The organism is Xanthomonas sp. 60 (assembly GCF_011761925.1).
Genome location: NZ_JAASQW010000007.1, coordinates 95,535 through 119,583, shown reverse-complemented (window position 1 = coordinate 119,583; position 24,049 = coordinate 95,535). Strand labels below are relative to the sequence as shown.

The 24,049-nt window shown below is 68.1% G+C and carries 15 protein-coding genes; 4 read left to right on the top strand and 11 right to left on the bottom strand.

Annotated elements, in window-relative coordinates:
• Positions 1–19: 19 nt before the first annotated feature.
• Together FHY09_RS14205 and FHY09_RS14200 are read left to right on the top strand one after the other, a co-directional pair.
• Positions 20–601 carry a DUF1415 domain-containing protein gene (locus FHY09_RS14205; protein WP_166927550.1) on the top strand — a complete coding sequence of 194 codons (582 nt, stop codon included), beginning with the start codon at positions 20–22 and terminating at the stop codon, positions 599–601.
• The gene (locus tag FHY09_RS14200) at positions 598–1,401 is read left to right on the top strand and encodes an SDR family oxidoreductase (RefSeq protein ID WP_166927549.1); all 804 of its coding nucleotides are present in this window, start codon (positions 598–600) and stop codon (positions 1,399–1,401) included. The genes FHY09_RS14205 and FHY09_RS14200 overlap by 4 nt, the downstream gene beginning before the upstream one ends.
• 11 nt (positions 1,402–1,412) lie before the next feature.
• Here FHY09_RS14200 and FHY09_RS14195 read toward each other — a convergent pair whose 3' ends face one another.
• The 3 genes from FHY09_RS14195 to FHY09_RS14185 all read right to left on the bottom strand — a co-directional run bounded on the left by FHY09_RS14195 (position 1,413) and on the right by FHY09_RS14185 (position 8,300).
• The gene (locus tag FHY09_RS14195; RefSeq protein WP_166927548.1) at positions 1,413–3,443 is read right to left on the bottom strand and encodes a M3 family metallopeptidase; all 2,031 of its coding nucleotides are present in this window, start codon (positions 3,441–3,443) and stop codon (positions 1,413–1,415) included.
• A gap of 86 nt (positions 3,444–3,529) precedes the next feature.
• Positions 3,530–4,639, bottom strand: coding sequence for a PLP-dependent cysteine synthase family protein (locus FHY09_RS14190; RefSeq protein ID WP_166927547.1), 1,110 nt, complete (start codon positions 4,637–4,639; stop codon positions 3,530–3,532).
• Between the two features lie 76 nt (positions 4,640–4,715).
• On the bottom strand, positions 4,716–8,300 hold the full coding sequence (locus tag FHY09_RS14185) for an ATP-binding protein (protein WP_166927546.1): 3,585 nt from the start codon (positions 8,298–8,300) through the stop codon (positions 4,716–4,718).
• A gap of 148 nt (positions 8,301–8,448) precedes the next feature.
• Between FHY09_RS14185 and FHY09_RS14180 the strand changes: the two genes are divergently transcribed.
• Entirely contained in the window at positions 8,449–9,087 is a 639-nt protein-coding gene (locus FHY09_RS14180; RefSeq protein WP_166927545.1) for a response regulator transcription factor, read from the top strand.
• Between the two features lie 11 nt (positions 9,088–9,098).
• Here the strand turns inward: FHY09_RS14180 and FHY09_RS14175 are convergent, their stop codons facing one another.
• The 5 genes from FHY09_RS14175 to FHY09_RS14155 form a co-directional block, all read right to left on the bottom strand.
• Positions 9,099–10,379, bottom strand: coding sequence for an EAL domain-containing protein (locus FHY09_RS14175; RefSeq protein WP_166927544.1), 1,281 nt, complete (start codon positions 10,377–10,379; stop codon positions 9,099–9,101).
• Between the two features lie 118 nt (positions 10,380–10,497).
• On the bottom strand, positions 10,498–11,259 hold the full coding sequence (locus tag FHY09_RS14170) for an FkbM family methyltransferase (RefSeq protein WP_166927543.1): 762 nt from the start codon (positions 11,257–11,259) through the stop codon (positions 10,498–10,500).
• Positions 11,260–11,281: 22 nt separating this feature from the next.
• The gene (locus FHY09_RS14165) at positions 11,282–12,682 is read right to left on the bottom strand and encodes a hypothetical protein (protein WP_166927542.1); all 1,401 of its coding nucleotides are present in this window, start codon (positions 12,680–12,682) and stop codon (positions 11,282–11,284) included.
• Positions 12,683–13,399: 717 nt separating this feature from the next.
• Positions 13,400–14,605 carry a pyridoxal phosphate-dependent aminotransferase gene (locus tag FHY09_RS14160; protein ID WP_166927541.1) on the bottom strand — a complete coding sequence of 402 codons (1,206 nt, stop codon included), beginning with the start codon at positions 14,603–14,605 and terminating at the stop codon, positions 13,400–13,402.
• Positions 14,586–16,286 carry a PLP-dependent aminotransferase family protein gene (locus FHY09_RS14155; protein WP_166927540.1) on the bottom strand — a complete coding sequence of 567 codons (1,701 nt, stop codon included), beginning with the start codon at positions 16,284–16,286 and terminating at the stop codon, positions 14,586–14,588. The genes FHY09_RS14160 and FHY09_RS14155 overlap by 20 nt, the downstream gene beginning before the upstream one ends.
• 458 nt (positions 16,287–16,744) lie before the next feature.
• Between FHY09_RS14155 and FHY09_RS14150 the strand changes: the two genes are divergently transcribed.
• Positions 16,745–17,455 (top strand): response regulator transcription factor, encoded by a 711-nt coding sequence (locus tag FHY09_RS14150; protein WP_208407884.1) that lies wholly within the window; start codon positions 16,745–16,747, stop codon positions 17,453–17,455.
• A 41-nt stretch (positions 17,456–17,496) separates the two neighbouring features.
• Here the strand turns inward: FHY09_RS14150 and FHY09_RS14145 are convergent, their stop codons facing one another.
• The 3 genes from FHY09_RS14145 to FHY09_RS14135 form a co-directional block, all read right to left on the bottom strand.
• Positions 17,497–20,361 carry an autotransporter outer membrane beta-barrel domain-containing protein gene (locus FHY09_RS14145; RefSeq protein ID WP_166927539.1) on the bottom strand — a complete coding sequence of 955 codons (2,865 nt, stop codon included), beginning with the start codon at positions 20,359–20,361 and terminating at the stop codon, positions 17,497–17,499.
• 50 nt (positions 20,362–20,411) lie between these two features.
• Complete coding sequence (locus FHY09_RS14140) at positions 20,412–23,036, bottom strand: fimbria/pilus outer membrane usher protein (protein ID WP_166927538.1); 2,625 nt, start codon at positions 23,034–23,036, stop codon at positions 20,412–20,414.
• A gap of 172 nt (positions 23,037–23,208) precedes the next feature.
• Positions 23,209–23,988, bottom strand: coding sequence for a fimbria/pilus periplasmic chaperone (locus FHY09_RS14135; RefSeq protein ID WP_166927537.1), 780 nt, complete (start codon positions 23,986–23,988; stop codon positions 23,209–23,211).
• Between the last annotated feature and the right edge of the window lie 61 nt (positions 23,989–24,049).

Here is a 24,049-nt window from a genome sequence, read left to right as displayed (position 1 = left end):
CGCCCGCCGTGTGCCCGCCATGACCCCTGATGCCCTGCCTGTCGACGGCGAGACCGTTGACGACCCCATCGCCCTCACCCGCCTGTGGCTGGAGCGCGTGGTCATCGGCCTGAACCTGTGCCCGTTCGCCAAGGCGGTCTATGTGAAGGAACAGGTCCGCTACGTGCTCAGCGATGCCACCACGCCTGAAGCACTGGTGGAGCAGCTGGCCGAGGAACTGGTGCTGCTGCGGGACACGCCGGCGGAGGACATCGACACCACGCTGCTGATCCACCCGCAGGTGCTGACCGATTTCCTGGACTACAACGACTTCCTCGACAACGCCGATGCGGCGATCGAGGCACTGGACCTGCAGGGTGTCCTGCAGGTGGCCAGTTTCCATCCCGATTACCGCTTCGAGGGCGTGGCGCCGGAGGATGCCAGCAACTACACCAACCGGGCGCCCTACCCGATCCTGCACCTGCTGCGCGAAGACAGCGTGGAACGTGCGGTGGCGGCCTTCCCGGATCCGGATGTGATCGTGGAGCGCAACATCCAGACGCTGGACCGGATCGGCGTGGCAGGCTGGTGGCGGCGCCTGCGCGGGGAGGACCTGTCGTGAGCATCGTGCCGGCGATCAGCGCCTGGCCGGGCGCGCCCCTGCAGGACCGGGTGGTACTGATCACCGGGGGCGCCAATGGCATCGGCCGTGGCATTGCCCAGGCGGTGCTGGGGGCCGGCGGCCGTGTGCTGATCGGCGACCTGGACGCCGAGGCGGGCGCGTCCTGCCTGGCCGAATGGCAACGCGGTGAGGACGCGGCCTTCCGCCGGCTGGACATCATGCGCGAGGCCAGCGTGAAAGGCTTCGTCGAGTTCGCGCTCAAGCGCTTCGGGCGGGTGGACGGGCTGGTGAACAACGCTGGCATCGCCCAGGCGCACGGCACCGCGCTGGCCCGGATGGCATGGGCCCAATGGCAGCAGCGTCTGTCCTCGCTGCACGGCGCGTTCCTGTGCAGCAAGCACGCACTGCCCGCGCTGGCACAGCGTGGCGACGGTGCGATCCTCAACATCGCCTCCACCCGCGCGCATCAGTCCGAACCGCACAGTGAAGCGTATGCGGCGGCCAAGGGTGGCCTGCTCGCCTTCACCCACGCGCTGGCCCTGAGCGAGGGACCGGGCGTGCGCGTGAACTGCATCAGCCCGGGCTGGATCAGCACCGACGCCTGGCAGGCACCGGCACGCCGCCGCCGTGCCAGGCTTTCCCGTACCGACCACGCCCAGCACCCGGCGGGCCGCGTGGGCCAGCCGGAGGACATCGGTGCACTGGCGGTGTACCTGCTCTCTCCCCTGGCCGGTTTCATCACCGGCCAGGAGTTCATCGCCGACGGCGGCATGACCCGCAAGATGCACTACGCCGACTGAGTCACCTGAGGTCAGGCCATGCCGGCGTGGCGCAGCAGGGCGTCGATGTTCGGCGCACGGCCGCGGAAGGCCTGGAAGTTCTCCGCCGCGCTGCGGCTGCCGCCCCGTGAGAGCACTTCGTCGCGGAACCGAGCGCCGGTCTCGGCGATCGCGCCCGGCGCTTCCTCGAATGCGGCATAGGCATCGGCGCTGAGGACTTCGGCCCATTTGTAGCTGTAGTACCCGGCCGCATACCCGCCTGCGAAGATGTGACTGAACTGGTGCGGGAAGCGGTTCCACGCCGGCGGGTGGTTCACGGCCACCTCGCCGCGCACCCGCTCCAGCAGCGCCAGCACGCTCTCCTGCGCCGGCGCGTACTGGCTGTGCAGCAGCATGTCGAACAGGCCGAATTCCAGCTGCCGCACCGTGGCCATGCCGCTCTGGAAATTGCGCGCGGCCAGCATCTTTTCATACAGCGCGCGCGGCAACGGCTCGCCACTGACCACATGCGCGGTCAAATGCTGCAAGTGCGTCCATTCCCAGCAGAAGTTCTCCATGAACTGGCTTGGAAGCTCCACCGCGTCCCACTCCACGCCATTGATGCCCGCCACGCCGAGCTCACCGATGCGCGTGAGCAGCTGATGCAGCCCGTGGCCCATCTCATGGAACAGCGTGGTCACTTCGTCGTGGCTGAAGGTGGCCGGGACACCGTCGGCGCCGCGGCCGAAATTGCACACCAGGTAGACCAGCGGCGTCTGCACGTGGCCATCGGCCAGCACCCGGCGGTTGCGGCAATCATCCATCCACGCGCCACCGCGCTTGCCTTCGCGGGCGTACAGGTCCAGGTAGAACTGTCCGACCAGCGCACCGTGCGCATCCACCAGGCGGAAGAAACGCACGTCCGGGTGCCACACCGGGGCAACGTCCGGTTCCACGCGCAGGCCATACAGCTGCTCGATCACCGCGAACAGGCCATCCAGCACCTTCGGCTCGGTGAAGTACTCCTTTACTTCCTGGCCGGAGTAGCTGTAGCGCGACTGCTTGAGCCGGTCGGCCACGAATGCCAGGTCCCATGCCTGCAGCGCCTCGATGCCCAGCTGCTCGCGGGCGAAGGTTTCCAGTGCCTGGCGGTCCTTCACTGCGTGCGGCCTGGCTTTGGCGGCAAGGTCGCGCAGGAAGGCCAGCACATCGGCAGGAGCGCCTGCCATCTTGGTGGCGATGGAGTAATCCGCGTACGAGGCAAAGCCCAGCAGTGCGGCCAGCTCGGCGCGCAGCGCCAGGATGCGGTCGATGTTGCCGGTGTTGTCCAGCGCCGGATCGGCCAGCTCCGAAGCACGCTGGGCACTGGCGCGGTATAGCGTTTCGCGCAGGGCGCGGTCCTCGGCATAGGTCTGCACCGGCAGGTAGCACGGCATCTGCAGCGTCAGCTTCCAGCCCTCCAGGCCGTCCCTTTCCGCCGCGGCGCGCGCGGCGCGGCACACGTCTGCGGGCACGCCCGCCAGTCGGCTCTCCTCGTCCACCACCAGCGACCAGCCGTCGGTGGCATCCAGCACGTTCTGCGAGAATTTCGCCGAGAGCGCGGACAGCTCCTCCTTGATCGCGCTGAAGCGCGCCTGCGCGGCAGTGTCCAGCTCGGCACCGCCAAGCCGGAAATCACGCAGCGCGTTGTCCAGTACCTTGCGGCGCGGCGCATCGAGCGTAGCCGCCTCGGGGCTGGCGGCGAGTGCCCGGTATTGCCGGAACAGCGCGCGATTCTGGCCCAGCGCCGCCCCGAAGCGGGTGATGCGCGGCAGGTTCGCGTTGTAGGCCTCGCGCAGCTCAGGGGTGTTGACCACGCCCTGCAGATGACCCACCTGTCCCCACGCACGCCACAGGCGCTCGGTGGCATCATCCAATGGCACGACAAAGCTGGACCACGTCACCGGCTGCACGGCCTCGGCGGCCGCCACGGCCGCCTCGGCCTGCGAAAGCAGCACGTCCAGTGCCGGTGCGATGTGTTCGGGCCGGATCTCGTCGAAGCGCGGCAGGCCGGAAAAGTCCAGCAGGGGGTTGGTGGGGGTCACGGCAATCTCCGGGAGCACGAGCAGAAGCGCTCCTGCCCATATGGCGCTGCACCGGGCCGCACACAAGGTGTGCGGTCAGTGACCGCTCAGACCGGCTCCAGGCTGCGCGCCGGCAGGTCCGGCAGGCCCTCCCCGCGCAGCGCCGCCGCCACCTGCGCGTCTGCCTGCGTGACCTCGATGCCCTGGCGCTCATACCACTGGGGATCGTAGTAACTGTGTGCGTAGCGTTCGCCGCTGTCGCACAGGATGGTGACGATGCTGCCGCTGCGCCCCGCCGCCCGCATCCAGTGCGCCGCCTGCAGTACGCCGATGAAGTTGGTGCCGGTGGAGCCCCCCACGCGACGTCCAAGGCGGCGGCTGACCTGCCGCATCGCCGCCAGTGCCAGCGCATCGGGCACCTTGACCATGGCGTCGACGCTGGTCGGGATGAAGCTTGATTCCACCCGTGGACGCCCGATCCCTTCCACGCGTGAACCGCCTTCACAGGTCAGCGTGCGCCAGCCACGGCCTTCCACGGCGGCCACGTAGCCATCGAAGAAGACCGAAATTTCCGGATCCGCGCACAGCACGCGCGTGTCATGCCGACGGTAGCTGACATACCGGCCGAGCGTGGCCGCGGTGCCGCCGGTCCCGGGGCTGCATACGATCCACTCCGGGATGGGATGCGGCTCCTCGGCCATCTGCTTGAAGATGGACTCGGCGATGTTGTTGTTGGCACGCCAGTCCGTGGCCCGCTCGGCGTAGGTGAACTGGTCCATGAAGTGCCCGCCGGTCTCCTGCGCCAGCGCCTCGGAGGCGGCGTTGAGCCCGCACGCTCGGCTGACCAGGTGGCAGCGTCCGCCATGGAACTCGATCGCGGCGATTTTCTCGGGCGAGGTGCTGGCCGGCATGACCGCGATGAACGGCAGCCCCAGCAGGCGCGCGAAGTAGGCCTCGGACACCGCCGTGGATCCGCTGGACGCTTCGATCACCGGACGTCCCTCGCGCAGCCACCCGTTGGTGAGCGCATAGAGGAACAGCGAACGCGCGAGACGGTGCTTGAGGCTGCCGGTGGGATGGCTGGATTCGTCCTTGAAATACAGGTCGATGCCCTCGAAGCCCGTCAGTTCCATGGGGATCAGGTGAGTATCGGCCGAGCGGTTGAAATCGGCTTCGATCTTGCGGATGGCGGCGGCCACCCATTCGCGCTGCGACATGGCGGAAAGTCTTGTCCGGACGAAACGGTGACCCCCATTCTATGTCCAACCGCTGCGATAGCGGCTCGGTACGGCGTCATCGACCCGGCTCCATGGCCGGTTCCCTCACGCCCGCATCCAGGCAGGCGACCACCCCCCGCAGTTCCTCGCTCATCGCACGCACCTGGCCTGCCTGCGCCGGCAGGCCCTGGAATTCCAGGTCGATCATCAGCGCGCGGACACGGTCGGCCAGGTCCGCCGCGCCGATGATGCCCAGCCCGCCGGCAAGCGCGTGCAGGTGGGTTTCCACACCATGGGCGTCCTGCTGCGTGACAGCGGCATCGAGCAGCTGCAGCTGGCGCTGGCTGTCACGGACCATCTGCCGCACCAGACCGGCGAAGGCGGCGAGCGAGCCGAACTGGGCCGTGGCCACGGCAGGCCCCTGGATGCCGTCCAGCAGGTGCCAGACGGCATCGGGGAAGGGCTCGCAGGCCAGTGCCGGCGGCGCCGTCCTGGTGCGGACACGCTCGGCCTGCAGCGCGGGCGCCACCGCTGTGGCCGGGGCGCGGGGCAGCCAGTGCGCCAAGGCCTCGTGCAGCTGTTCGAAGCTCACGGGCTTGGCAAGCACCGCATCCATGCCCACGTCCAGGCAGCGCCGGACCTGTTCGGGCATCGCACTGGCGGTCATGGCCAGGATCGGCATCGGCCTGGCGCCTGCCTCGCGCTCCCCCTCGCGGATGACTGCCGCCAGCGCGTAACCGTCCATGACCGGCATCCGGCAGTCGGTGATCAGCAGGTCATAGCGCTGCTGGCTGAGCGCGTCCAGCGCCTCGCGCCCATTGCTGACAATCCGGCAGGGCAGGCCCACCTGTTCCATCCGCCATGCCATCAACATCTGGTTGGTCCCCTGGTCTTCCGCAACCAGTACATGCAGGTCCGTGGCGGCGGCCACGGCGGCCACCGGACCGGGCAGTGCATCGCGTGTACCGGGCTCGGTCCGGGCAATTTCAAGGCACAGTCGCACTTCCACTTCCGTGCCCTGCCCTTCCTCGCTGCGCAGCGTGATGTCGCCGCCCATCTGGTCCACCAGGCGGCGGCAGATGCTCAGCCCCAGGCCGGTGCCTCCGAACCGCCGGTTGATCGCAAGGTGGGCCTGCGTGAACGGCTCGAACAGCACCGCCTGGTGCTCGGCGGCAATGCCGATGCCGGTATCACGCACCCGGAGCACGATGTCCTGCACAGCCGGACTGCCGTGTGCGGCGCTGCATGACAGCGTCATCGCCACCTCGCCGTGCTCGGTGAACTTGATCGCATTGCTGACCAGGTTGAACAGGATCTGCCGCAGACGCGTGCCATCAACCACATGCCGTGAGGCAAGCACAGGGTCCACGTGCGAAGAAAGCACCAGCTGTTTCTCGATGGCCTTGGCCTGCAGCAGCTGCTCCACGTTGCCGATGATCGCGCGCAGGTCGGTGGGCAAGGGCTCCATCTGCAGTGCACCGGCCTCCATGCGCGAGAAATCAAGGATGTCGTCCAGGATCTGGCGCAGCATCTGCGCCGACTCGTTGATGGTGTCCAAAACGTATTCCTGCTGCGGATCCAGGTCGCCATGGGAGAGGATCTCCAGCAGGCCCAGGATGCCTGCCATCGGCGTGCGTATCTCATGGCTCATGGTGGCCAGGAACTCCGAACGGCTTTCCACCGCCGCGGCCAGCGCCACGGCCTGTTCGTGCTGCTCGGTCACATCGATCCAGTAACCGATCCACAGCATGGCCCCTTCCAGGGTGCTGGCCACGCGCGTACGTGAACGCAGCCAGCGCCACTGCCCCTGGTTGTTCATCGAACGGAACTGCACGTCGATCGGGCTGCCTGTCCGGGCAGAATCTTCCATCACCTCCATCAGGGCACCCTGGTCCTCGGGATGCACGCGCGCGAACATGGCGCGCTCATCGGCCAGCGCCTGCTGCAGGCTGATGCCGAACAGTTCCTGCACATCACCGAAGATGAAGGGGAACGACATCCGCCCGTCCGGCTCGCGGCGTACCTGGAACACGACGGCAGGCAGGCTCTCGGTGACTTCCTGCAGCCGCTGTTCGGCCCGCCGCCGCATCCTCACCTCGCGGCGGATGCGCAGGTGCGAAAGGGCCAGCACGCTCACCGCCGTCAACAGGACGGCCAGCAGGGGCGCGGCCCACGGGAAAATTTCTCGCCACTGCAGCCCGTCACGGTACTCGACGGCCAGCCAGTTGTTGCGGATCGCGGCCTGGCCCGAAGGGCCCAGGCGCGCGAGCAGGCGATTGAACGTCGTCACCAGCGGTGCGTAAGGCTGGCGGACCGCCATGGCGAAGGAATCTTCGATGCCCGCCGAGGCGCTGACCTCCAGCCGCCCCGGATAGAGCCGGCGCAGCAGATCCTCCACCACCACCAGGTTGCCGATGACCGCGTCCACCTGCCCGGCATCGAGCAGCCGCAGGCCCTGGTCGACATCGGTCACCTCGACGATGCGAATCTCCAGTGCGCGGCGCTGCAGTTGCGGGCCGATGCGTTCGGCATCGGTGACGGCCACCGATTTGCGGTGCAGGTCCTGCAGGCCCAGCACCCGGCTGGACTGCCCGGTGCGCGTGACGATCACATTGGGCAGGGTGATGAAGGGTGGGCTGAACACCCAGCCCCTGGGGATGTTCTGTGCATCGATCGGAACCCCCATCACTACGTCGACCTGCCGCGCCTGCATCTGACGGCGGACCTCCTGCCAGTCACGTGCCGGCACCAGATCAAGCACCGCGCCGTTTTCCCTCAGGTGCTGGACATAGGCCCCGGCCAGGCCGTTGGCCCGCCCATTGCCATCCACGAACGACAGCGGCGCCCACTGCGGCGGCAGGCCCAGCCGCAGCGGCTGCGAAAGCACCTCGCGCTCGGCCTGGCTGAGCACCAGCCGACCTTCGCTGCCCCACTTCAGCGGAGCGAGCCAACGTCGCTCCATGGCGGTGCGCTCGGCGGGCGGGAGCGACTCCAGCGCTCTGTCCAACGCTTCGATCAAGGGCACCCGGTCATTGGGCACGGCGAAATGGCGGATGTCATCGGGCACATCGACAGGACGGACCAGGATGAAATCCACCAGCTCCGACTCCGCGATGAGGGTCTGGGCCGCCTGCGCATTGCCGACGTACGCATCGGCCTGGCCCGCCGCGACGGCGTCCAGTGCCGCCATTTCGCTGGGCAGCAGCAGCAGGCGCGCGTCCGGATAGCGTTTGGCCACCTCGGCAGCGACCTGGCCAGGCCCGCGCACGGCCAGCCGCACCCCGCGCAGGTCCGGCTGCAGCAGGCGGCTGTCGTTGCTTCGTCCGACCAGTGCCACCGGGGAGATGGATCTTGATTGACCGTACACCAGGCAGCGCGTCAGCTCGGGGATGAGCGGGATGTTCATCAGCAGGTCGACCTCCCCGGCGCACGCTGCCCGCTTTATGTCAGCCAGGTTGTCGAACCGCCGCACCACCACGCGCACGCCCAGCTGCTCGGCCGCCGCGTCCAGATAATCGCTGGACAAACCGTCCAGGTGGTCGCCGCGATGAATCTCGAACGGCGGCATGTCCATGCGGTTGATCGCAAGGGTTATCTGCGGATGCGCTTGAATCCACTCGGCCTGGGCCGGGGTCAGCGCGACCCTGGCGTGTTGCGCCATAGCCGTCACAGGCATCATGATGGCGAGTAGAACGTACGCGCAGGAACGCAGACGCAGTCGAAACCTGTCAGTTCGTTGTTGCAAGGCACGCCTCCTGCGGTGACGGAGATTCCAACAACGATGTGTCCATCCCGGAGATAAGTTCATCATGTCCTTGCGTGTGTTGATTGCCGATGATCACGATTCGGTCCTGGTCGGTGTGCAGACCATCATCGAAACCAGTGGACTCGGCCAGGTCGTAGGCGCGGCGCACGGTACCGATGAACTGATGCAGCTGCTGGCAGCGGTGCGCGCGGACGTACTGGTGACCGACCTGTCCATGCCCGGTGGCGTGCAGACCGACGGTTATGTGCTGATCGAACTCATCCGGCGCCGCTATCCGGACCTGCCCATCGTGGTGCTGAGCATGACCAGCAACCTCGCCATCATCCGCATGGTGCGCAAGACCGGCGTGCTGGGCCTGATCGACAAGACCTCCTCGCTGAAGGAACTGCCCGCTGCGATCAAGGCCGTGGTGGGTGGCCGCAGCTATGTCAGCAGCAGGCTCGAACAGCGGCTCGCCGATGCGGAAGTCGACGACGGCGGACTGGCCGGCAAGCCGGTGACCGAACGCGAGAATGAAGTACTGCGGCTGATGGCCACCGGCATGACCGTCAGCCAGATCGCCGAGCAGCTCAAGCGCAGCAACACCACCATCAGCAAGCAGAAGAATTCTGCAATGCGGCGTCTCGGGCTGAGCAACGACCAGGAACTGTACGAGTACCTGAACCGCTCCGGGTTCCGCTGACCGGGCGACGTTCAACAATACGGCCGCCATGCCGGCCCGGGCTGGACCACCGGCACGTCTTCGGCGGCCAGCGCCACGCCGAACATGCCGCCCTGTACCGCCGCACAGCCCAGTTCGGCCAGGCAGGCCTGCAGCCGCAGCGAGTCGACACCCTCGGCCACCACTTTCATGCGGGCTGCCTCGGCCATCGCCACCAGGGCCCTGATCACCGCGGCGGCGTCGGCACTGTGTTCGAGTCCACAGGTCAGGCTGCCATCGAGTTTCAACACGCCGACCGGCAACCGCCGCAGCTGCGACAGACTGATCGAACCCAGGCCCACGCCATGCAGGCCCAGGCGGACACCGGTGTCCGACAGCCGATGCAGACCCAGCACCGCCGCTTCCTGGTCGGCCATCACCTCCGACTCGCTCACCTGGAAGATCAGCCTGGCGGGTGGAAGTTGATGGCGCTCAAGCGCCTCGGTGAGCAGGCTGCGGAAATGCGCGTGGACCACCGATGACAGGGGCAGGTCCAGCGACAGCGCCCCGGGGTAAAGGCCCCGCTGCCGCCAGCATGCCAGCTGCCGACAGGCCTGTTCCAACCGCCAGGCCGCCAGCTCCTGGCCCAGCCCGGTGCGCTCGGCGAAGGCCGCAAGGTCGGTTCCCGCCAGCACCTGGCCGCCATGCTCCCACCGGCAGAGCGTCTCCAGCACCGTGACCGCGCCCGCGTCGAGATCCAGGCGCTGGTGGTACCGCGGCAGCAGTTGGCCCGTGCGCAATGCATGGCGCAGGGCCGCTGCCATGGCTCCCAGTTCACCGGCATCGGCGGCTTCGGCATCGTCGAACAGGCGGAACCCTTCCCCCGCGTCCCTGCGCGCACGTCCGAGCGCACTCCGGGCCTGCCGCACCAGATCGCAGGGCGCACGCTCGCCACGTGCATCCAGCGCAGCGCCGATGGCCATCGTGGCCGCCGCGCTCCCCGCAGCCTGCACGGGCGCGCGCAGTCTGTGCAGTACGCTGCGTCCGATGCGCGCGGCCCGTTCCGGATCGCTGCCGCGCAAGACGATCGCCAGCCGCCGATCGTCCAGGCGAAGCAGGCATTCGTCGTGCTCCAGCACGCCCTCGAGATGCGCATGGATCGCACGTTCCCACACCAGCGGCCACCCGGCCTCGCTGCCGGGCAGACAGGGCCAGGGCGCGATCTCGCACAGCATCACCGCCCGCCCGCCCTGCCCGGTCGGCCCGATCAGCCGCTCCAGCCGTGCGTAGGGCACCGTTGTCCTGTCCTGGCTGAGATCACGCTGGGTTGCCATGGCGGCTCCTGGTGGGGGTCGGGAAAACACCAGCCTGTACCGCCTGGCACCTGGCTGATCCCTGTAGTGAGGGGTATCGGGATACGACGCCCGCCGGAAGAGGCGACAACGGGCAATCTCAGAGTTCGCTGGCGGCGTCGAGCTCGAAACGCCCTTCCACCGGCGCGGCCACCACGTTCTGCCACACGCAGCCCGGGAAAATGTTGCTGGTGTCCTTGTTGAAGTTGGCGGCGTTGTACAGGTGCGGTGTGTGGGACCAGCAGCGGTAGCCCAGTTCCTTCAGCGCACGCACCTCTTCCTCCGCCCGTGAAATGCCCGAAAGCCGTGCATAGACCAGCGGGCGGCAGCGACGGAGGGTCTCCGTCGCGCCGGCCAGCAGATCCAGCAGTGCACCCGGGACGTTGCTTTTCAGGACATCCAGCCGCTCCAGCTCGAGGGCATCCAGGGTGGTGACCTGGAAGCGCTCGTCCGGCAGCGCGCCGTGCATCAGCGCGCAAGGCACTTCGTGGGCCGCGACTTCAGCGTCTTCCCGGCCCAGCCAGCGCGCGTGCGTGTAGACATTGTCCAGCCCGTTGATGGCCACGTTGGCGCACAGCAGCTGGAACGCGAGCCGGCAGGGCTCGGCGACGTGCACCTGCCCCTCCGCACCGACCGCCTGGGCCAGCCAGAGCGTGTGGGCGCCGTATTCTCCACCGACTTCGAGCACATGCTGGCCTTCCTGGATCCAGCTGCCCAGCAGGTCGATCTCCTTTTCCGCCCACTCACCGTACTGCCTGAGCGAGCGGGCGGCGGGATTGCCCGCGGCAATGGATTTCACCAGTCCATAGCGCGTCGACCAGAACGGCGTGGCGTGGTCCGGAGACATCGTGGAGGTGTTCATGGCGGTTCCTGTGTTGGGAGGGTCAGAGTGACGAAAGGATGTGCTGGCGGAGGCGTGCGTTTTCCTGCCACGCCGCGCGCTGCGCTTCGGTGGTGGCGTCCTGCGCCCAGGCGTGCGCTGCCTGTTCCCACGCCTGCATGAGCGCAGGTGACATGGCGCCCCGGTGCGCGGCTTCGGCTGCTGCGAGACAGGCCTGCTGGAACCGGCCGTGCCGCGCATACAGGACGACGATGTGGTTCCACGCCTCGGCCGGCAGGCAAGGCACGCGCTGCAGCTGTCCGCACAGCGTCTCGGTAGTGCCCGCGGGCACGTCCACGTCGGGCAGCGACTCATAGGCCAGCTGGGCGGCCAGCCGCAGCTGCAGCGCCGCGGGCAGGCAGGTGGCATCGGTACTGGCGATGAAGGCATGTTCGAGCGCCTGCTCGATCAGCGTGTAGGCGGCGTCGGCCGGTGCCAGGCCGGCGCGGGCCAGGGCAACGCCGGCGACGGCGAGCGCCACCTGTGGCTGGGGGCACTGCGCATAGGCCTCGCTGGCAAGCTGGGTCGCCTGCTGCAGCGTGGCTGCGCGTCGCCCACCGCGCTCCAGGCGTGCACGCCGCAGCAGGACTTCGACCAGCAGCGGGTGGGTGTGTTCCACGGAAAGTCCGGCCTCGCACAGCTGCCTGCAGACCTGTTCGGCTTCAGCCAGCCGTGCCAGCGCGGCCGGGCCCTGCTGCTGGTCCGCCCAGAACAGCAGCACCTCCAGCCAGGCCTGCCGGACAGGCGCGGCATCGCGCCGGGTCAACCCCGCGTGCAGTGTCCGCAGGCGCGACAGATGCAGCAGGCGCGCCGCCGTACCCTGCGCTTCAAGTCCGGACAGATGCAGGCGCAGACGCAAGGCCTCCCAGTCCGCCAGCGTGGGTATCTCGTCGTCCGCTCCAGCATCGATGCAGGTCAGCCCGATCGCTTCGCTGCGCACGTGCGCGGCATCCATCCCGTCCAGCTGGAAGCCGCCGAGGGACAGCACCTGCACCCATACCCAGCGCGCGAGATTCGAATCGGGGACCTCGGCCATTGCCTTCCACAGGCGGTCCACCACGGGCAGGGGCAGCGGCAGGGTGTCGGCGTGCAGGATCGGGGCAGCCGAGGCAACCCCGGGACGCAGCACCAGGCCCTCCCCGCCCGCGTCCCGAAGCACGGCCCGCAGGTGCGTCAATGGATCGGCAGACAGCACGGCGGCCTGCTGCGGCACCCCCTCCTGCACGGGCGGGGATGGCGCGGTGACCGCCCCCATCGCCGCCCCTGCGTGCCGCACGGTGTCCAGGCTCAGCGCCACGGGCGGCTGGTTCAGCCATTCCGTCCAGGCGGTCGCATCGACCGGCGCCAGTGCCCATTGATGGCCGGGGAAGGCGGGCGGGGTCACAGAGGGCGCAGGACGGTCCACGGGTTTCTCCAGCGGGACAGGCACAAGGGGGGCAGGTGAAGGACACGATGGCGCGTGGGTTGGCGCGGCCAGCACGGGCTCCCGGCGAGGCACCACCGCGCCACGTCGGCGCTGCGCCAGGCCACCGTTGCGCGGGTGACGACGACCGTGCAGCAAGGCACCGACCAGCGAGGCAACCACCATCGTCGTTTCGGCAAACGGCCAACCGGGCATGCCCGCCAGGACCCGCTGCGATGCAGCGTCTTCAACCGGTGCCGGGAGCCCGGCAGCGGCGTGCTGCGTGCCGGCCGTGCGCGCGGTGGTCCCGGGTGCGGCCGGCACGTCTCCGAGGCCGGCACGCTGCGCAACGGGTACGTCCCCCGGTGACGCGGCGTGGGCCGCGCAGCACGGCGCGGAGAGCGACGGCTGAGCGGCGGGGCGCACGACGGCCGGAGCAGGTCCATCTCCCGCTGCCGCAGCGGGGGTCACTGCCTGCGCTGCAGCCAACGGCTGGGCCGCATCGTCGGCAGGCGCCGTCTGCTGGGGATCCCCGCGGCGTGTCGTGCAGGCCGCCACCAGTCCGGGCCCCAGCCAGCGCGCGCCGCCCCGCCCCTTGACCTGCACAGGGCGGGGGTCGGGGGCAGCCAGGTCGCGCAGCCGGAGCGGATGGAGGTCCATGACGCCAGTATCACGGCGGGTCCCAGGCCAACTGAATCCAATAACTACGAACTTGGGCGGTCAGCCGGCACCTGCCGAGGTCCGCCACGCGCCGATCCGGCTGACGGCTTCATCCAGCAGGGCGGGGGGCTGCACCATCGCGATCCGCACATGCCCTGCCCCACCCGGGCCGAAACCGCTGCCCGGTGCTACCAGGACCCCCGTCGCATCGACCAGCGCCTGCACGAACCGCAGGTCGTCGCTGGCATAAGGGGGCGGCAGCGTGGCCCAGAGGAAGAACCCGCCGTCGGGGGCGTGCATCGGCCAGCCCGTCGCACGCATCGCGGCCGCGAAACCGTCCAGACGGCTGCAGTAGCGGGCACTGTTGATGGCTGCGATGTTCTCCAGCTGGTCCAGCATCGACGTGGCGACCTGTTGCAGCGGCAGGTAGCCACCAAAATCGGCATTGCGCTTCATCGCGCGCAAGGGCGCAAGCAGGGAGGAGGCACCGAGCGCGAACCCGATGCGCCATCCTGCGATACCGCAGGACTTGCTCAGGCTGTGCAGCTCCACCACGTGCTCCAGGGCGCCCGCGCGCAGCAACGCGCTGTCCTGCGGCATCACGCATCGCCCCGTCGCCACGATCTCGGCATAGGCACGATCCACGATGAGGGCCAGCCCATGGCGGGCCGTGAAGTCGACCAGTGCATCCAGGGTCGCCGAAGACAGTGCCACGCCCGTCGGGTTGTTCGGCGAACACACGGCCAACGCCCTGGCCCGCCGCAGCTGTCGTGCGCTGATCCGCGCGCAGTCCGGCTGGCCCTGCGCATCGCAGGGAAAGTATTCGACCGCCGCGCCCAGCTGTTCGGCGCAGCTGCGGTAGACGGTATACGAAGGCGCGGGCAGCAGCAGCACGTCCTCCCTGGCCAGCAGCGTGGACAGCAGGTGGTGGATGCCCTCCTTGGACCCCAGCAGTTCGACGACGTGCGCATCGGCATCCAGCTCCGGCATACCCGAAGCGACCGGATGTCGTCGCAGGATGTAGCGCAGGAACGCCGCCCGCAGGGCGCGCTGGATGTCAGGGCGGAACTCACCGTAGCCATGCAGCTCGGGATTGCGTACGGCCGCTGCGAGCCGCGTGGCCCACGCCGGTGCCGGGCCGATGTCCGGGTTGCCGATCGACAGATCGATCAGCGAAGGCAGGTTGGGCTCGGCGCGCAGCCGGGTCGTATAGCGCGCCACCAGCTCGGCCAGCCACGCGAAGGCATCAACGGATGGGCTTTTCATTCCCGCCTCCTGCCTGGCAGCAGAGCTGGCCCGCGCGGACCTCGCGCACGAATGCATCGCGCTGGGCGGCAATGCGGTCCAGGATACGCATCCAGTTCTCCACGCCCAGCGGACGCATCGGGTAGATCAGGAACGCGTTGTGGTGAACGGCCTGCTGGCCTGGCGCGAGAAAGCCCGGCACGATGCTGAACAGCGGGAAGTCCTCACCCCTCTGGGTGCGGTCCCAGCAGGCCTGCATGAACGCCATGGCGACAGTGCCCGGCGAGTTGCCACGGGCCATCAGATCGTCCGGAAAATCGATCGCGAACACCATCTCCCAGCCGCAGCTCGCTGCATTGAGCTGGCGGAAGCTGCCCTGTCTGAGCATGGCCTTCTCAAGCTCGTCGCGGGCCGCCTGCAGCGTCCACAGGTAGTCGGCCAGCCCGTGCCGGCCGAACTTCTTCAGACTGATCCAGGCGGCCAGTATTCCGTTGCCGGCGCGCGAATTCTCCACGGTGTACCGGTACGCGCGGAACTGACCGAAGCGGAAGTCGGCCGCGCCGTAGGCATGGTCGCCCTGCCCCAGCGCATCCATGAAGGCGGTGTCCCTGGCAACGAAGAAGCTGCTGGCATAGGGCGCCAGTCCGTTCTTGTGGAAATCCACCCCCAGCGAGTCGAACGATGCGATCCCCGCCAACCGCTCCACCACGCGCGCCACGCGGTTGCGCGCCCCCGCACGGGCCAGGCTGGCCGGGCCTGAAGGTTCGAACGGCACCGGTGCCATGCAGGTGAAGTACAGCCAGCCGATCACGCTGTCCAGATGCAGCAGGGGCCGCACCGCGCCGGGGTTCGCTGCGAGATGTGAATCAACGGCGGCAAGGACCGCGCACGTGTCGTCGCAGGCGAAGCCCACGGTCGTGCCACCGCAGCAGATGATGGCCGCCACCCGCTTGCCGCTGTCGTGCGCGTGCTGGAGAGCGGCCCGCAGCGCCAGTGGGCACATGCCGCCTGATGCATCGGCGGCCACGCGGATGCAGTTGTCAGCGCCGATGCCTGCCAGGCTCGCCACATGCTCCACGCAGTAATGCGCTCCCATGCTGCAGAGAACCTGGACATCGCGGTCGACCCCCTGCCTGCGCATCTCTGGCCAGCGCTGCCCGATCGCGTTGCGGATCGCGTAGAACAAGGTCATCTTCCCGCCGCTGCAGGAGATTCCCATGGCCTGCGGCCAGTGCACCCAGCAACCGATCACCCGTGCGACCTGTTGCTCGACCAGCAGGCCTTCGCCACCGAAGGCGTCCATCAGGCAGTTGGTGTTGTGCACCAGGGACATCATCGCCGCAGCGGTGACGTCCGGATCCGGCTGCGGCACCATGTTGAACAGGGCGTGGTCCGAGCCGGGACGGATCGCTCCGCGGAAGAAGCGCGCCACCTCCGCATCCAGCGTTTCCACTGCACAGGGTGATTCGGCAACTGTGTGTGCCAACTCGGCCTGGTAATCGAACGGGCGTGCGCGGTAACGCGGACCGAGCGATGCGCCAGGGGGCACTGCGTCCCAGGCGGCAGCCTGGACACCGCATTCCATCCGTTGCAGCCGCGGAATGACGGCCTCCATGCCGCCGGGCTCGGGCCATACCAAACGCAGGGACGGAATCAGATAGTCGGGCATGCGTGCGCTCTTTTCCTGAGGGGTGATGGACATCGCCCGGAGAGCCTGTTGAGCAGGCGCTGTCGCGCGCCAGCCCTGCGGATAATTTTTGTGGACCAATCGATGGTTTCGAGCTGGATATCCCGCGCCTGCGCATACCTGGCGCCCACAGGATGAGCCTGTTACGTCACAAGCCCACTGGCCTCCGCCTTCTTCCACCCATCCGCCCGCCCCACCGCACGCGCGATGCCTCCGGGCACGACATGGTCGTCGAGGGCTGAAAAATAGAACAATTTCGAATTACAGCGACACTCCGGACAATCGAAAATGCGTGCCAACCTGCGTCCTGATCGAACGCGTCATGCGGATGCCACGCAACGTCACTTCTGTCCATCCAGTTAGAGGGCACCCGGGGCCTGCGGGGGGACCATGACTGAAAGGTTTCAAGTTGTCGTACTGCTTATGCGGACACGCTTTGGAACAATGCGCCCTGTCGTTTCAAGGACCTCCCCATGCATCTCTCCCCTGAAAAGAAGCAGCACGTGGTGATCGTCGACGATCACGAGATCATCCAGCACGGCCTGGGCCTTCGACTCGCGCGCGAGACCGACATCGAGGTGGTGGGCTACTGCTCCAACAGTCGCCAGCTGCTCGGCATGCTCGCCTCCAGTCCCATCGATCTGGTCATCACCGATTTCGTTCTCGGTCCCAGTGACATCGATGGCGTCCACCTCATCCGCCTGATCAAGAGCCGGTCGCCGTCGACGCGGGTGCTGGTACTGACATCGCAGTACACACCGGCCACCGCCTCACTGGTGCTGCAGGCCGGCGCGCACGGGTTCCTCGGCAAGGGCCAACCGTTGGACGGCCTGGTGGAGGCGGTGCGGGTCGTCGCGCGCGGCCAGATCCACCTGTGCCGGGACATGGCCTTGCGACTGGCCGAGTTTTCCGGCGACAGCCTGCGCTACCGTCACCCCGCAGGCAGTACGCGCAACGCCGATGCTGCACCGCCGGCCAACCGCTTTGCCGGTGCCATGCTGTCCCCACGCGAGCAGGAAGTGCTGCGCTGCTGCCTCGACGGTCTGAGCGTGGCCCAGATCGCCGGCAAGTTTTCCCGCAGCAGCAATACCATCAGCACGCAGAAGCAGGCCGCCTTCCGCAAACTGGGAATCGGCAATGACAGCGAACTGTTCCGCATGCGCGAGCTGCTGCTGCGCGATTGAGCGGGAGGCGTGCACCGTGCCGCCTCCCTTGTCCGCCGTCATTACCAGTTGTGCCGCAGACCGATCTGACCGCCGACCCCATGGTAGCGGCCATCGCCATTCTGCAGTCCGAACTCGCCCCAGCCCATCGTGCGCGCACCCAGCTGCAGCTGCACGCCCAGCTTGCCTTCAAGCTGCTTTGCGCCGGAGCTGCCAGGCCACGGCGTGCCATCGAACCGCAGGGCGTCACGTGACTGGCTGTTGTTGATGAAGCCGAAGGTCAGGTAGGGCTGCACCCAGTAATGCTGCTGCAGATGCGCATCCGGGGTACCGCTGCGTCCATACAGGCGCAGTCCCACCCGGCTGGTCAGCCCGCCCGCACCATGGGCCGTCACCACCGTGCCGTTCTGTTCCACGTGCCGCTTGGCGTGGTAGTCGGCATAGGTCAGCTGCAGCTGCGGTTCCACGTACAGCGTGCGGTAGTCACCGATCTGGAATGGAACGGCGTAGCCGATCTCCACCGACGCCGACGCGCTGCGTGAACGCATGCGTTCGACGGCCAGCCCGGTGCCACGCACCTGTTGGCGGAACTCGGCCCACTGCAGCCATGTGTCGAGCTGGAAGCCGCTCTGGTCTTCGGCAGGATCGAACCAGGTCCCGTACAGCCCCGCCGCAGCACCTTCCACCTCGCCACTGGCGGTATAGCCGCTGGTGAGGGAACGGGAACGCGTCCGCGAGGTACCGTGCCCGAACATCACGCCGACCCGGCCGCTGTCGGTGCCATACAACTCGGTGCCAGTCTGCAGCACGCTCCGATGGGTGGCGATATCCAGCTGCCCCGACTGCCGGTCGTGGTAATCCTGTTGCTGGCTCACACGGCCCCACGCGCCTTTGCGCTCGAAGCCGGGATAGGGCAGGCGTCCGCCCATGCGGTCCTGCAGCCGGTGCTGGAACATGGCCATCACCGAGTTCTGGTTGGCCCAGTACACCCCGGGCTCCGGACGCAGGACCGGCACAAGGCCAGGGCCAGGATCGGGATCGGGGCCAGGACCAACGCCGGGATCGGGATCGGGCGTCACCGGATCCGGGCCCGCGCCGGGGTCAGGCGTTTCAGGGTCCGGCCCGGTGCCGGGATCCGGCGTTTCCGGGTCCGGGCCGTCCGGCAACGCGGAGCGCAGATACCAGTTGCCATCGTCGGCGGACTGCAGCGGGCCTTTGTGCAGGAAGTACTCCTGCGTGCCGGCAACCGCGCGCCCCTGCAACGAGAACACGCCGTCGGAACGGCCATCCACGGTGACCACTTCGATGCCATCGGATACCGTCCGGGCGCTGTCGCCGACGCTGTTCACCGCCAGTCGCGTGGTACCGGAGGTGTTGCCCCTGACGTGCAGCCGGTCGCTGGGCGCCCCATCACCTTCCAGGCGGGTATTGAGCAGCACCAGGCCGTCGTCGGCGTGATAATCGCCGTCGACCGTGAGGGTGCTGAACGCCGAGCCGTCTCTCTGGGCAAAGGCGATCGTGCCGCCCTGCAGCGCCAGCTCGCCCACGCGTGCATCGCCATGGAGCGTCCACAGCGCACGGTCACCCAGCCGCAGTCGATCCACCACGGAGGTGCTGCCCTGCCACTGCGCACCGGACTGCAGGGTGACATTCAGTCCCTGGGCGATGCCCTGTGCGTTGTCGCCGAAACGGATGATGTCGCCGTGCGCACGGGTCTGCCCAGCCAGCACCAGGTCGACCGCACCGGAGGCGCCTGCTTCGAGGCCGAGCAGCGGGACGCTGCCATCGCCAAGCTGCGCGCCCTGCTGGAATGACAGCTGCACCGGGCCCGTCACGCCGATGAGCGCATCACCCGCGCTCTGCAACGTGCCGCCCTCCATCACGAAGCTGCCGCCAGCCGCCTGCAACGCACGGGCACCTTCGCCCTGCGCCTGCACCGAGCTCGCCCCGATATGCAGCCGGCTGTCCTGGCCGGAGAGCAGCATTGCGTGGGCCTGGGCGCCCTGCGTGGTGATGCTCCCGTCCACCAGGTCCGCCTGTGCGCCCGAACGGACCACCACACCGGCGGCCGCGGTGCCGCGCGTTTCAATCTGCAGGCCGGCGCCGGCCACCTGTGCCGGCGTGCCCGCTTCGCGCTGGGCGACCAGGGCATGCGAACCGAGCCCCCCGGTGCTGATGCGCGTGCCTTCCAGAGCGGCAGTGCCGCCGCGGAAATCCGCGCCAGGCGAGCGATTGCCCGAGGTCGACAGCGCACCGCCCTGGATGCGAACGTCGCCGTCGGACAACGACCACACACCCGTTGCAACGTCGCCAGTCGTAACGACCTCCACGTTGTCCAGGCGCACCGACGGGTCGCCCCGGTTGGCGTTGACCCCATTGGAGCCGCGGCCATGCGTGGTGATGCGCGAGTCCACCACCTCCGCCGTGCCGCCCGACATGGCCAGCACGCCGTCGCTGTCGTCGGCGTGCGTGGTGATGACGCCGGTGCTCAGGCGCGCCTGGCTGCCCGCGCCTTCCACCGAAATGCCCTGGCCGAAGCCGCGCTTGTCGATGACCACCCGGTCGGCTTCGATCGTGCCGCCGTCACTGGCCACCAGGCCAGCGGAATAGTCGCCGCGGACATCCAGCACACCGGCACCGAGCGTGATGCGGCTGCCGGCCCCTTCGGCCCAAGCGGCATTGACGCCGTAGTTGAACGCATTGACCGCCGTGCCCATGTCCGTGGTCAGCGTGCCACCGCGCAGTGCTCTCAGCACGGAGGCGTCCGGCCCGAAACCGCTGTCATTGGTGTAGGTGCCGGGTGGCAGGGTGATCGTGGTGCCGTCGGCGACCACCTGCGCCGCGAATGCGGGCGTGCACATCGTGGCGAACAAAGACCCGTGCACGGCAACGGCGAGCAGGCGGGGGACGGTGGGGAAAGCGCGCATCGGTTGATTCCTTTGGGTGGCCACGGCAGTGGACGAGGGGTGGGCGGTCATCAGGGCAGCGCCGGCGCCTGCACGCGCGTCGTGCCCAGTCCGGCGCCCGCGCCGGCACCGGCGGGCTTCGGCCCCAGCCCGGACACCCGGTTGCCGTCCGTGCGGCCACCGGCCACCCACGGCGCGCGATGGCACACCGCCTGGTCGATCACCTCCGGGCCACGGGCCCGGCCGGCAACCCGCGGCGGCAGCTGGTAGGACACCTGGCACTGCTGATCGGCGTCATTGCCCCAGCGCACAGTCACCAGCCCGTTTTCCTCGTCGCTGCGTAACTGCAGACGGCTGCCCTGACCGACGTTGCCGACCTCGTTGCCGTGCTCGTCGTACACGCCGGCGGCGAAGGGCAGCGTCGCGCCGTCCGCCTGGCGTGCGCGGATCAGTACGGAACGTGCGGTATCGGTTTCAAAATCCAGCTTGACCACCGCGCCGTCGCGCGGCGCGGTCACGGTGGTGGTGGTCTTCAGCAGCACGTCCTCGTCCAGTCCGCGCGGATCGAGCTCCACGGTATTGAACCGGTAAGGCTGAAGGTTGGCGGCCAGCGCGAAGCCGCGCTTGTCCACCCGCGCACCGTCGCCATTGCTCAGCAGCGCGCCTTCCGCACCGGGCGCATGCACCAGGGCCATGGTCTGTCCGAGCACCGGCCCGGCAGTGATCCCGCCGGCGTGGAAGACCATCCCGCCATTGGCATCCAGCGACGTGCTGCGATAGCCGTTGCCGGTGGACACACTGCCGGCCACGGTGGCGATCCGGCCCTTGTACTGCAGGTTGCCGCCCGCCGAAGAGCCACTGCTGTTGTGGCTGGCGTTGAGACCGTAATTGAATTCGTCGTTGGCACCCGCCCTGCCGGAGACATTGACGGTGCCGCCGAGATCGCCATGGCGATCCCTGCGCACGGTGGAGTTGAGCGTGGGAGCACGCGGGGAGGGGCCCAGAGGCATCGACACGGTGAGGCTGACTTCGTTGTCCGTGCGCCCGGTCAGCAGCTGGCGCGAGCGTTGCGCGCTCAGGCTGTAACCGATGTCCTGGTACCGGTTGGAATAGCCGAGGGTGTAGCTGAGCGTGCTGTCGTTGCGGTTCCAGTAGTCCTGGCTGGACGCGCTGGCATACAGCGTGCCGCCCCGGGCACCCAGCGTCTGGTTGATGTTCGCTTCAAATCGACTGCGGAAGCGGTCCACGCTGCGCGAACCGTTCTGGCCCTGGTCCTGGGCCTTCAGCCGCAGGGCCTGGTTGATGTCCACGTACCCTTGGGTGGAGTAGCGGTAAGCGCCCAGGGTGAAGTTGGTGCCGCTGCGTGGCAGCTGCTTGGTGTAGCGCAGCTGCACGCTCTGGCCGTCGAGGTCATCACCGGCAAGGTCCAGCCTGGCCTGGGTCAGATCCAACGAGAGCGCGCCCACCGGTGTGTTGACCGCCGCACCGATCTGCGCCGCCAGGTAGTGCTCGCTCTTGAGCGCGCCGGCGTAGCCGGTGACCGCGTTGCTCAGGCCGCGCTGCACCTGCCCCTGGATGACGTAGGGCTGGTAATCATGGTTGACCGGGTCGGCACGTCCGGCGCTGACCGCGTACCGCGAATAGCCCGGCCGCAGCAACCGCGTCGAACCCGAGTAGGGGACCTCGAAACTGCGTTCGCGTCCATCCGCCTCGCGCACGACGACCTGCAGGTCACCGCCGTAACCGATGGCATACAGATCGTCGACCTCGAATGGACCCGGTGCCACGGTCAGTTCCCGCAACACCACCCCACGCTGGAGGATCCGTACCAGGGCGTTGGTCTCGGCCACGCCCCGCACCACCGGCGCAAAACCGGTCATCGACTGCGGCAGCATGCGGTCGTCGGTCGCCAGCTCGGCGCCCTGCAGCCTTACGCTCCCGAACAGGTCGCCCCGCGTGTAGAGCTGGCCCACGACCAGCTGGGACTGCAGGCTGTCGATGTCGCGCTGTGCATAGGTACTGCTGGACTGGTAGGTATGTCCCTCCTGGTCGGACCAGGTCAGCGCGCCCTGGTGGCGCAACAGCCAGCCACCCGCGTTGATGCCCGCTCGCAGGCCCACGAACGTACGCTGCGCTGCGGCCCCGTTCACGCGTGTCTCATAGAGGTTGGCGCTGTAGCCCAGCAGCCCGACGGTCTCACCGGCGTCGAGCTGCTCGACGGGTACGAAGTCACGCGGGCGCCGCGACATGAAGATCTGCGGGATCTGGACGTTCAGGGTGAGTTCGCCAGAATCGAACTGTGCCGATGCGCCTGCGATCCACCCCTCGATACCGCGGCATCCGGCCGAATCGTCCGCAGCGGCGATCTCTCCGTTGGCAAGCAGCTCTTCGTCCATCCGCGCCAGATCGACGCCAAAGCGTTCCAGCAGGGCGCGGTCGACGCACAGTGTGGACTGGCCCGCTACGTCCTCGAAGCGCACCTGCAGCGTACCGCTGGGCTGTCCATTGACCGTGGTATCGGCAGAATACGTGCCGGGAAGCACGACATTGCCATGGTTGAAACGCGACAGATCGATACGCGGGCTGCCGGGAAACACACCGGACTGGAACTCGACGCTCTGGGGCCGTTCGGACTCTTGGGCCAGCGCCGGGAGTGCGCAGCAGGCGTTGACGATGGCCGCCGCAAGCACGGTCACACGGCATCCGTGTGCGCTTGGCGCCTGCATACTGGAGGGGACACGCATGTTCTGGATCCATGGCATGGGCGCACGCGCAGGCGTCGCCCGGCCATGGAGGCCGACGGGCGACCTCCATGACGGATGATTGAAAGGAGAAACTCAGGGCAGCCGGCTTGCCGGAACGAGCGGATCACCCGCCGGCAGGCACCAGCGCGGCACTGGATTCGACGCGGTTGCCGTAATCACCGATGGTGACCATCTCCACGCGCGCGGTGCTGCTGACAGGGCCGACAGCACCCTGGAGCTCGATTTCCAGCGAGCTGCGCGGGGCGACCATGCCCTCGTTGGCCTGCGAGGCGCGCTTGCGTTCGAAGCGGGTCTGCGCATCGACCAGGCTCACCTTGGACAGGGAGACGTAGTAAGGCGTGGGGTTGTATACCTGCAGGCGGGCCGGGCGGCCAGCGGCGGCAGGCAGCAGCGACCAGCGCAGTGCGGCCGGCGCCTCGCTCGCTTCGGGGACCAGCCCCTTGGGACGGAAAAACGTCTTCAGACGGGTACGGTAGGCAAACTGCAGCTGCGCCACCAGCTCCTCCCCTTCCGCGCCCTCCCCTTTCTGCACCGGCGGCACTTCCAGAACGTTGAGCCAGAACAGGCTTTCGCGGTCCTGCGGCAGGGGCTCGCCCGTGTAGGACAGGCGCAGCGTCTGTCCCGCCCCGGGATCCATGCGGAACACCGGCGGGGTGACCACGAAAGGCACTTCCACCTTGTCCGGCGTTGATTCGACATCGCCATCATCCAGCCAGACCTGCAGCACGCTCGGCGCGTCTTCGGCCAGGTTGCTCAAGCGCACCGGCACTTCGCGCTCCTGCGCCGGATACACCACGCGGGTGCCATGGATCACGACCTTGCTGTGTGCCGCACCTGCGATGGCCAGCAACGCGGCCACCACCATCATTCGCATCGACATCATTTGACTTGTTTCCTCAGATGACGGGACGATCATCAGGTGATCGCCCCGTCGTGCACCTCAG

Coding starts and splice junctions, on each gene's coding strand:
- FHY09_RS14205 (WP_166927550.1), top strand. CDS start 20: ATGACCCCTGATGCCCTGCCTGTCGACGGCGAGACCGTTGACGACCCC.
- FHY09_RS14190 (WP_166927547.1), bottom strand. CDS start 4,639: ATGTCGCAGCGCGAATGGGTGGCCGCCGCCATCCGCAAGATCGAAGCC.
- FHY09_RS14185 (WP_166927546.1), bottom strand. CDS start 8,300: ATGGCGCAACACGCCAGGGTCGCGCTGACCCCGGCCCAGGCCGAGTGG.
- FHY09_RS14180 (WP_166927545.1), top strand. CDS start 8,449: ATGTCCTTGCGTGTGTTGATTGCCGATGATCACGATTCGGTCCTGGTC.
- FHY09_RS14175 (WP_166927544.1), bottom strand. CDS start 10,379: ATGGCAACCCAGCGTGATCTCAGCCAGGACAGGACAACGGTGCCCTAC.
- FHY09_RS14170 (WP_166927543.1), bottom strand. CDS start 11,259: ATGAACACCTCCACGATGTCTCCGGACCACGCCACGCCGTTCTGGTCG.
- FHY09_RS14160 (WP_166927541.1), bottom strand. CDS start 14,605: ATGAAAAGCCCATCCGTTGATGCCTTCGCGTGGCTGGCCGAGCTGGTG.
- FHY09_RS14155 (WP_166927540.1), bottom strand. CDS start 16,286: ATGTCCATCACCCCTCAGGAAAAGAGCGCACGCATGCCCGACTATCTG.
- FHY09_RS14150 (WP_208407884.1), top strand. CDS start 16,745: ATGCATCTCTCCCCTGAAAAGAAGCAGCACGTGGTGATCGTCGACGAT.
- FHY09_RS14145 (WP_166927539.1), bottom strand. CDS start 20,361: ATGCGCGCTTTCCCCACCGTCCCCCGCCTGCTCGCCGTTGCCGTGCAC.
- FHY09_RS14135 (WP_166927537.1), bottom strand. CDS start 23,988: ATGATGTCGATGCGAATGATGGTGGTGGCCGCGTTGCTGGCCATCGCA.